The sequence below is a fragment of the Citrobacter sp. wls613 genome, from assembly GCF_005281195.1.
Lineage (GTDB): Bacteria > Pseudomonadota > Gammaproteobacteria > Enterobacterales > Enterobacteriaceae > Citrobacter > Citrobacter gillenii.
Window position 1 is genome coordinate 124,284 of sequence record NZ_SZXN01000034.1, and the last position, 8,668, is coordinate 132,951.

General features: G+C 53.1%; 7 protein-coding genes and 2 pseudogenes. 4 read left to right on the forward strand and 5 right to left on the reverse strand.

Annotation, left to right across the window (positions count from 1 at the left end; translation table 11 throughout):
* Positions 1-208, forward strand: a pseudogene (potC, locus tag FDX01_RS23520) (spermidine/putrescine ABC transporter permease PotC); the annotation flags it as partial.
* 154 nt (positions 209-362) lie between these two features.
* A complete protein-coding gene (gene potD / locus FDX01_RS05260) occupies positions 363-1,409 on the forward strand; it encodes a spermidine/putrescine ABC transporter substrate-binding protein PotD (RefSeq protein ID WP_137399385.1) in 1,047 nt (348 codons plus the stop codon).
* Positions 1,410-1,511: 102 nt separating this feature from the next.
* Here the strand turns inward: potD and cobB are convergent, their stop codons facing one another.
* From cobB to lolC, 5 genes are read right to left on the reverse strand one after another with little or no spacing between them, the layout of a single operon-like run.
* Positions 1,512-2,333: a Sir2 family NAD+-dependent deacetylase gene (cobB, locus tag FDX01_RS05265; protein WP_135912190.1), complete on the reverse strand. Its 822-nt coding sequence runs from the start codon at positions 2,331-2,333 to the stop codon at positions 1,512-1,514.
* Between the two features lie 15 nt (positions 2,334-2,348).
* Positions 2,349-3,260 carry an N-acetylglucosamine kinase gene (gene nagK, locus FDX01_RS05270; RefSeq protein ID WP_096757410.1) on the reverse strand — a complete coding sequence of 304 codons (912 nt, stop codon included), beginning with the start codon at positions 3,258-3,260 and terminating at the stop codon, positions 2,349-2,351.
* Between the two features lie 18 nt (positions 3,261-3,278).
* Positions 3,279-4,523: a lipoprotein-releasing ABC transporter permease subunit LolE gene (gene lolE / locus FDX01_RS05275; protein ID WP_096757411.1), complete on the reverse strand. Its 1,245-nt coding sequence runs from the start codon at positions 4,521-4,523 to the stop codon at positions 3,279-3,281.
* Positions 4,523-5,224, reverse strand: coding sequence for a lipoprotein-releasing ABC transporter ATP-binding protein LolD (lolD, locus tag FDX01_RS05280; protein ID WP_115258741.1), 702 nt, complete (start codon positions 5,222-5,224; stop codon positions 4,523-4,525). The genes lolE and lolD overlap by 1 nt, the downstream gene beginning before the upstream one ends.
* Positions 5,217-6,416 carry a lipoprotein-releasing ABC transporter permease subunit LolC gene (lolC, locus tag FDX01_RS05285; RefSeq protein ID WP_137399357.1) on the reverse strand — a complete coding sequence of 400 codons (1,200 nt, stop codon included), beginning with the start codon at positions 6,414-6,416 and terminating at the stop codon, positions 5,217-5,219. The genes lolD and lolC overlap by 8 nt, the downstream gene beginning before the upstream one ends.
* A 261-nt stretch (positions 6,417-6,677) precedes the next feature.
* On the opposite strand from lolC, the gene FDX01_RS05290 reads away from it, so the two are divergent.
* Together FDX01_RS05290 and FDX01_RS23525 are read left to right on the forward strand one after the other, a co-directional pair.
* On the forward strand, positions 6,678-7,742 hold the full coding sequence (locus FDX01_RS05290) for an acyltransferase family protein (protein ID WP_137399358.1): 1,065 nt from the start codon (positions 6,678-6,680) through the stop codon (positions 7,740-7,742).
* A 117-nt stretch (positions 7,743-7,859) separates the two neighbouring features.
* Positions 7,860-8,668: pseudogene (locus FDX01_RS23525) on the forward strand (transcription-repair coupling factor); the annotation flags it as partial.

The following is an 8,668-nucleotide window of genomic DNA, read 5'->3' on the forward strand; positions in this document are numbered from 1 at the left end:
GAGCTTTACCCTGTCGATGGATGACGTAGTTGTTTCATCGTTCGTCACTGGACCAGGTTATGAAATTCTGCCGTTAAAAATCTACTCAATGGTTAAAGTCGGCGTGTCACCAGAAGTTAATGCGCTGGCCACCATTTTGTTGGTTCTGTCGCTGGTCATGGTTATCGCCAGCCAGCTTATTGCACGTGATAAAACTAAAGGCCGCTAACAGGCCCATACCCTATGGATTTCGAGTTGCATTGAGGCGGCAAGCTCGTGAGTCCCCAGGAACATAGATAACTATGTTCCTGGGGTGAACTAGCGTAGCCAACAAAAATGCGGCTTGAAAGACGACGGGTATGTTATTCAGGGGACGTTAAATGATGAAAAAATGGTCACGCCACCTGCTCGCCGCGGGTGCTCTGGCACTGGGTATGAACACCGCCACAGCCTCCGACAACAACACGCTCTATTTCTACAACTGGACCGAATACGTTCCGCCAGGACTGCTGGAGCAGTTCACGAAAGAGACCGGTATTAAGGTTATCTATTCGACCTACGAGTCGAACGAAACCATGTATGCCAAACTCAAAACGTATAAAGACGGCGCCTACGATCTGGTGGTTCCCTCCACCTACTACGTGGATAAAATGCGCAAAGAAGGCATGATCCAGAAGATTGATAAGACCAAGCTCACCAACTTCAACAATCTCGATCCGGACATGCTCAACAAGCCGTTTGACCCAAATAACGACTACTCCATTCCGTATATCTGGGGAGCAACGGCTATTGGCGTCAATAGCGATGTCATTGATCCGAAAACTGTGACCAGCTGGGCCGATCTGTGGAAACCGGAATACAAAGGCAGCCTGCTGTTAACCGATGATGCGCGTGAAGTGTTCCAGGTAGCGCTACGCAAGCTGGGCTACTCCGGTAACACCACCGACCCGAAAGAGATTGAAGCCGCGTATAACGAGCTGAAGAAACTGATGCCTAACGTCGCGGCGTTTAACTCAGACAACCCGGCAAACCCGTATATGGAAGGTGAAGTCAACCTCGGTATGGTGTGGAACGGCTCGGCATTCGTCGCGCGTCAGGCGGGCACGCCGCTGGACGTCGTGTGGCCGAAAGAAGGCGGCATTTTCTGGATGGACAGTCTGTCTATTCCGGCGAACGCCAAAAACAAAGAAGGTGCGCTGAAGCTGATTAACTTCCTGCTGCGCCCGGATGTCGCAAAAGAAGTGGCCGAAACCATCGGTTACCCAACGCCAAACCTGGCGGCACGTAAACTGCTCAGCCCGGAAGTGGCCAATGATAAAACGCTCTATCCTGATGCAGAGACTATCAATAAAGGGGAGTGGCAGAACGATGTCGGCTCCGCTAGCACAATTTATGAAGAGTACTATCAGAAGCTGAAAGCAGGACGCTAATTGCCGTCCCGTAGGCCGGATAAGACGCGCCAGCGTCGCCATCCGGCGAATCATTGCCCGATGGCGCTACGCTTATCGGGCCTACGCCATCCGGCAAAAAAATCACAACCCTTTCAATAACCTCTCAACAAACTCGGGCACCACCTGGCTTGCCGGACCGTAATACTTTTCTTCGAACTCGCTGCCTACCTGGCTCGGCTCAAGGTTAAGTTCCACCGTATGCGCCCCGTGCAGGCGCGCTTCGTGTACAAATCCGGCCGCCGGATAAACATGCCCGGACGTACCGATCGCGATGAACACATCCGCCATCGCCAGCGCCATATAGATTTCATCCATCCCCAAGGGCATTTCGCCAAACCACACGACGTGCGGGCGCAACGGTGCCGGAAACTGGCAGCAATGGCACTTATCTTCCGGGGTCACATCTCCCGTCCAGTCCAGGATCTGTCCGCTTTGCGAACAGCGCACTTTGAGCAGTTCACCGTGCATATGGATGACGTTCTGGTTACCGGCGCGCTCATGCAGGTTATCGATATTCTGCGTCACCAGCAAAAAGCGGTCGCCCAGCTCCGCTTCTAGTTTTGCCAGCGCAATGTGCGCCGCGTTGGGTTGGATTTCAGGCTGTTGTAGCTGAAGACGACGTGCGTTATAAAACGACTGCACAAGTCCGGGGTTACGCGAAAATCCTTCCGGAGTCGCCACGTCTTCCACCCGATGTTCTTCCCAGAGACCATCCGCAGCGCGGAAGGTACGAATACCTGATTCGGCGGAGATCCCCGCCCCCGTCAGGACTAATACTCTTGGTTTTTCCATCAATTCAGGCACCACTCTGTCTCTGAAAAAGATCCGTTGACGCAGGCGATCGCGCATATGGCGTTTATTTTTACGAAAACGGCTTAACCGATGACCCCGACGCGACAGCATAACAACCTCTTTGTATTAATCGGTAAGATGTAGGAAAGCAGCTCCACGCATTCCACCCGCATCACCATGGCGTGCCCGTTCAATACGCGGCACGCGGGCAACCGGCAATAAATGGCGTGGCAAACGGTCTGCCAGTTGCGCCGTTATCGCGGTAAAATTCGACAAACCACCGCCAATGACCACTAAATCCGGATCAACGATAGTCAGAATATTCCCCAGACACACCGCCAGCAAATCAAGATAGCGTTCGACGTGGGCAAGCGCCTGTTCATCACCCTGCTCCCAGAGCGCGATAATTTCACGGGCGTCCAACGGTTGATGGGTGTAATGCTGATACAGCCAGGCAAATCCGCCACCGGAAAGGTAGCTCTCGATGCAGCCTAACTGACCGCATCCACAGCGACGCAGCGGGAAGTCAAATCCCATTAGCGTTAACGCATCTACCGGCAGGCGTATGTGACCAAACTCACCGGTAATATAGCTGCGTCCGGTGATGGATTTACCGTTCAGCACCAGGCCGCCTCCAACCCCCGTGCCGAGGATTAACCCCATCACTAACGGGTACTGGGTGAATTCATCATCCCAGGCTTCGGAGAGGGCAAAACAGTTAGCATCGTTGTCCAGACGCACATCGCGGTCCAGTCGCGCGCTGAGGTCGGTACGCAGCGGTTTTCCACTGGCAGCAGGAACGTTAGCGGCATACAACGTACCGTCTTCGGTTTCTGGCATACCGGGAATACCAATTCCCACTGAACCTTTAACGCCAAATCGCTGGTCGGCCTCCGTCACCAGATCGCACACCGCATCGAGGAAAGCATCATAGCTATCGCGCGGCGTAGGAACACGTTTTTCCCATTGCAAACGGCGTTGATTATCGAAGACGCCTAACGCAATTTTTGTCCCGCCAATATCAAACCCGTAGTACATCACCGCTCCTTTTTATTGTTACTGGCCGCTCAGCACTCTCGCAGGATCAATATTACTGGCGCGACGCGCCGGATACCAACTCGCCAACAGACTCAGCAATAATGCTGTAACCAGCACGTAAATAACGTCCAGCCAGTGTAATTCCGATGGCAAGAAGTCAATAAAATAGATATCACCGGACAGGAACTGATGGCCAATAAGCGCCTCAATACCGTTAATAATCGGCGTCAATTGCAGCGAAACGACGATGCCAATCACGACGCCAATCAGGCTACCAAACAGTCCTGCCAGCAAGCCATACCAGACAAAAATGGCACGGATCAGCCCGTCTTTCGCGCCCAATGTTCTTAATACCGCAATATCGCCGCTCTTGTCTTTTACCGCCATCACTAACGTCGAAACAATATTAAAACAGGCGACACCAATCACCAGCACCATCGCCAGGTACATAATGGCGCGGATCATCTGAATATCACGATACATATAGCCGTAAGTACCAATCCAGCTTTTAATGTAAACGTAATTATTGGTCACTTCACCGGCATCTCTGACCAGCTTATTCGCATTGAAGACGTCGTTAACCTTCAGCGCAATACCCGACACGCTGGACCCCATATCCAGATACTGCTGCGCATCTTCCATTGGGATCATTGCAAAGCTGTGGTCAAGCTGGCCGCTCAACTGCAAAATACCGATGACGTGTAACCGTACGCGCTTGGGTTGCATCAGTTTGTGATCGGCACTGGCGTTAGGGATCATGATTGACACCCAGTCACCCTGCTTCACCTTCAGCGCATCAGCAATCCCTTTCCCTATGATTATCTGCTGCTCACCGGCTTTGAAATTATCCCAGGCATGGTTCTGTACAAACGTAGGCAGCGCACTCAAACGTTGTTCCTGTTTGGGATCGACACCTTTCACCTGCACCGCGCGTAAATTTGCGCCACTTTCCACCAGCCCGGTAAAGTTGATATAGGGCGCCGCAGCGGCAATGCCAGGCACTTTCTGTACTTTATCCAGCGCTTCCTGCCAGTTGTTCCAGGGCTGGTTAACCGCTTCAATCTCGCCGTGCGGGACAACGGCCAGAATGCGGTTGTTCAACTCGCGCTCAAATCCGTTCATCGCGCTCAAACCGACAATCAAGACCGCCACACCCAATGCGATACCGATGGTAGAAATCACAGAGATCAGCGAGACCATGCCCCCACGCCGCCGACCACGGCTAAAGCGTAAGCCAATCAATAACGATAAAGGCGCAGCCATTACTCAGCTCCCATCAGGCTCAGTTCGGCCGTCAGGCGACCATCGCGCATTTCAAGCTGGCGGCTCATGCGCTTCGCCAACTGCAGATCGTGGGTCACCACCAAAAATGCCGTCCCCTGAGAGCGATTCAGCTCACCCAGAAGCTCGAAAATACTGTCAGCGTTGCGCGCATCAAGGTTACCGGTGGGTTCATCTGCCAGCACCAGACGTGGGTTATTGACCAGCGCACGGGCAATCGCCACGCGCTGGCGCTCACCGCCCGACAGCTCAGACGGGCGATGGCTGGCACGATGATCCAACCCTACCGCTTTCAGCATATTGCGTGCACGCTCGGTAATTTCAGCCGGTTTTTTCTTGCCAATAAGTAGCGGCATCGCCACGTTTTCCAGCGCGGTAAAGTCAGGCAGCAGATGGTGAAACTGGTAAATAAAACCGAGCTTTTGATTACGCAGTTCCGCTTTTGCCGTCGAAGAGAGTTTACTCATCGGCTGTCCACTAAAAATAACGTCGCCCGACGTTGGCGTATCCAGTCCGCCCAGCAGATGCAGCAACGTACTCTTACCGGATCCAGAGCTGCCGACAATCGCCACCGTTTCACCCTCGCCAACGCTAAAGCTGACATCGTGCAGCACATCAGTTTGCACGGTGCCTTCCTGATAGCGTTTGCACAGGTTGTCGCATTGCAACAGGATCTTATTCATAACGTAAAGCCTCAGCGGGTTGAGTGGCGGCGGCGCGCCAGGAAGGATAAAGCGTAGACAGCAGCGCAATGGTCATGGCCACCAGCGCAATGACGACAACCTGTAACGGCTCAATGGCAACCGGCAGCGCAGCGCCATCCAGTAATGCCCCAATGATCGGCATCAGGTTGTTCAGTTGGCTGGCAAGTAATGCCCCCAACGCGGCACCCAGTAGCGCGCCAATAATCCCGGCGCTGGCCCCCTGCACCATAAACACCATCATGATTTGCCGCGGCGTAAGTCCCTGGGTTTGTAAAATCGCCACTTCGCCTTGCTTCTCCATGACCATCAGGCCCAACGAGGTAATAATGTTAAACGCCGCGACCGCCACGATCAGGCTCAACAGCAGCCCCATCATGTTTTTTTCCATCCGCACAGCCTGGAATAATTCCCCTTTGCGCTCACGCCAGTCCTGCCATTTGGTGCCTTGCGGCAGCGTTTGCTGGCTCAACGTGTCGACCTTCAGCGGTTCATTCAGCCACAAACGCCAGCCGGTAATATTGCCCGCCGGGTAGCGCATCAGGCGTGACGCATCCTGAATATTGGTCAACATCTGATAGCCATCGACTTCACTGTTGGCGGCAAAGGTGCCAATTACCGTAAACAGACGCTGGCTTGGCAGACGTCCCATCGGCGTGAACTGGCTGGCTGACGGCACCATAACGCGGATTTGATCGCCACGACTCACGCCCAACTGACCGGCAAGCTGCTCGCCAAGGATGACATTATACTTACCCGGCTCGAGATCGGTTTGCTTCACATTGACCAAATACGGCGTAAGCGGATCTTTTTGCGTCGGGTCGATGCCCAGCATCACGCCAACCGCTACGCTGCGCGCGCTTTGCAGAACCACATCACCGGTTGTCAGCGGGGCAATACGATTGACACCGCTCAGCTTCACCGCGTTTTCCGGCAGCTGTTGCGGGTTCAGAGAACCCTGCTCTGACGAGAGAATGGCCTGAGGCATCAGGCCAAGAATATTATTTTGCAGCTCACGCTCGAAACCGTTCATCACCGACAATACCGTGACCAGCGCCATTACCCCAAGAGTAATGCCAATGGTGGAAAGCCAGGAAACAAAACGACCGAAGCGATCTGCTGCACGCCCACGCATATAACGCAGGCCGATGAATAGAGCGACAGGTTGATACATGAAATCCGTCTGGTTGCTGTTAGCAAAGTCACGAGTATATAAGCGAAAGCGGAATGGGTAAATGACTGAACCGTAAGTGTTCGTCAGCATTATTCTGAAAAGCATAAACAAATCAATTCGCTAAAGTGAACCACCTGCTCATCAAGCCTAATACCTGATCTTTATCTGAAAAAACAAAAATGCAGACGGTTACGCATTACAGCGACGCCTGCCATCCGCAGGATAGCAGGTTATGTTTAACACTACGGATACGTCGACGTAATGATAAAAAAAGAGCTATGGATTAACCAAATCAAAGGGTTATGTATTTGCCTGGTGGTCATTTACCATTCTGTGATTACCTTTTACCCCCATCTCACCAGTTTTCAGCATCCGCTGTCAGAACTGCTGACCAAGTGCTGGATTTACCTCAATCTTTACCTGGCTCCGTTTCGCATGCCGGTGTTTTTCTTTATTTCGGGATATCTGATCCGTCGATACATCGATGGCGTGGGCTGGACGACCTGCGTAGATAAACGGATCTGGAATATTGCCTGGGTACTGCTGCTGTGGGGAATGGTGCAATGGCTGGCACTCACCATGCTCAATCACTGGCTGGCACCAGAGCGCGATCTGAGCCAGGCCGCCAACGCCGCGTATGCCGGTTCCGTCGGCGACTTTTCCTGGGGCATGCTGACCGCCAGCACCAGCTTATGGTATCTGTATGCGCTGATCGTCTACTTCATTCTGTGCAAACTGTTCAGCCGCTGGGCGCTGCCGCTGCTGGCTCTGTTCGTATTGCTCAGTGTGGCGGTCAATTTTTTTCCGACGCCGTGGTGGGGAATGAATAGCGTGATACGTAATCTGGCGTATTACAGTCTCGGGGCATGGTTTGGCAGCACGCTGATGTCAGGGATTAAAGAGGTTCCGCTGCGCCGCCACCCGATCCTGTGCTCGTTGACGATGATTCTGGCGGTCATCGCATGGCTGGCCAACGTTTCGCTGCTGCTTTCATTGGTTTCCATTGTGCTGATCATGAAGCTGTTTTATCAGTTCGAGCAACGCTTCGGTATGCGTGCGGCCAGCCCATTAAGCGTGATCGGCTCTAACACAATCGCCATCTACACAACCCACCGAATTTTGGTCGAACTTTTCAGCTTAACGCTGATTCCCGTCATCAATCATGCTAAATGGTCTGCGCATGCAGAACTAGCCCTGCTGCTGATTTATCCGTTTGTCTGTTTGCTGCTGTGTACCTTGTTTGGCCTGCTGGTACGCAAAATTTCACAAAAAACCGTTGCCGACCTGCTGTTTTCCCCACCCTCTTTATCGGCCGCCTCGCGCTAACCTTAACGCGCTTTTTGCCCCCATCAGGGGGCGAATCAATTTGCTTATGAGAAACGTTTGCGGATAATAAGAACATTGCTTATCAGACGTATATCTAAACGAGATCCTGACAACCTAATGCCTGAACAACATCGTTACACGCTCCCGGCGAAAGCTGGCGATCAGCGCCAGTTAGGTGAACTTACCGGTGCCGCCTGTGCCACGCTGGTGGCAGACATTGCCGAACACCACGCCGGCCCCGTGGTACTCATCGCACCTGACATGCAAAATGCCCTGCGCCTGCATGACGAAATTCGCCAGTTTACCGACCAGATGGTGATGAACCTCGCGGATTGGGAAACGCTCCCGTACGACAGTTTTTCACCGCATCAGGAAATCATCTCCTCGCGGCTCTCCACGCTATATCAACTGCCGTCCATGCAGCGCGGCGTGCTGATCGTACCGGTCAACACGCTGATGCAACGCGTGTGTCCGCACAGCTATCTGCACGGTCACGCGCTGGTGATGAAAAAAGGTCAGCGTTTATCGCGTGACGCGCTGCGTGAACAGCTGGAAAGTGCCGGTTATCGCCACGTTGATCAAGTTATGGAACACGGTGAATATGCCACGCGCGGTGCACTGCTAGATCTATTCCCGATGGGCAGCGAGTTTCCCTATCGTCTTGATTTTTTTGATGATGAAATTGACAGCTTGCGTCTGTTTGATACCGATACCCAGCGCACGCTGGAAGAAGTCGACGCCATTAATCTGCTGCCCGCGCACGAATTCCCCACCGATAAAACGGCTATCGAACTGTTTCGCAGCCAGTGGCGCGACACCTTTGAGGTGAAACGCGACGCGGAACATATTTATCAGCAGGTCAGTAAAGGTACGCTTCCTGCCGGGATCGAATACTGGCAGCCGCTGTTTTTCAGCGAGCCGTTGCC

Excerpts from the sequence above, each read along its gene's own strand:
- cobB (WP_135912190.1), bottom strand. The coding sequence starts at position 2,333 with ATGCTGTCGCGTCGGGGTCATCGGTTAAGCCGTTTTCGTAAAAATAAA.
- FDX01_RS05290 (WP_137399358.1), top strand. The coding sequence starts at position 6,678 with ATGATAAAAAAAGAGCTATGGATTAACCAAATCAAAGGGTTATGTATT.
- lolC (WP_137399357.1), bottom strand. The coding sequence starts at position 6,416 with ATGTATCAACCTGTCGCTCTATTCATCGGCCTGCGTTATATGCGTGGG.
- nagK (WP_096757410.1), bottom strand. The coding sequence starts at position 3,260 with ATGTACTACGGGTTTGATATTGGCGGGACAAAAATTGCGTTAGGCGTC.
- lolE (WP_096757411.1), bottom strand. The coding sequence starts at position 4,523 with ATGGCTGCGCCTTTATCGTTATTGATTGGCTTACGCTTTAGCCGTGGT.
- potD (WP_137399385.1), top strand. The coding sequence starts at position 363 with ATGAAAAAATGGTCACGCCACCTGCTCGCCGCGGGTGCTCTGGCACTG.
- lolD (WP_115258741.1), bottom strand. The coding sequence starts at position 5,224 with ATGAATAAGATCCTGTTGCAATGCGACAACCTGTGCAAACGCTATCAG.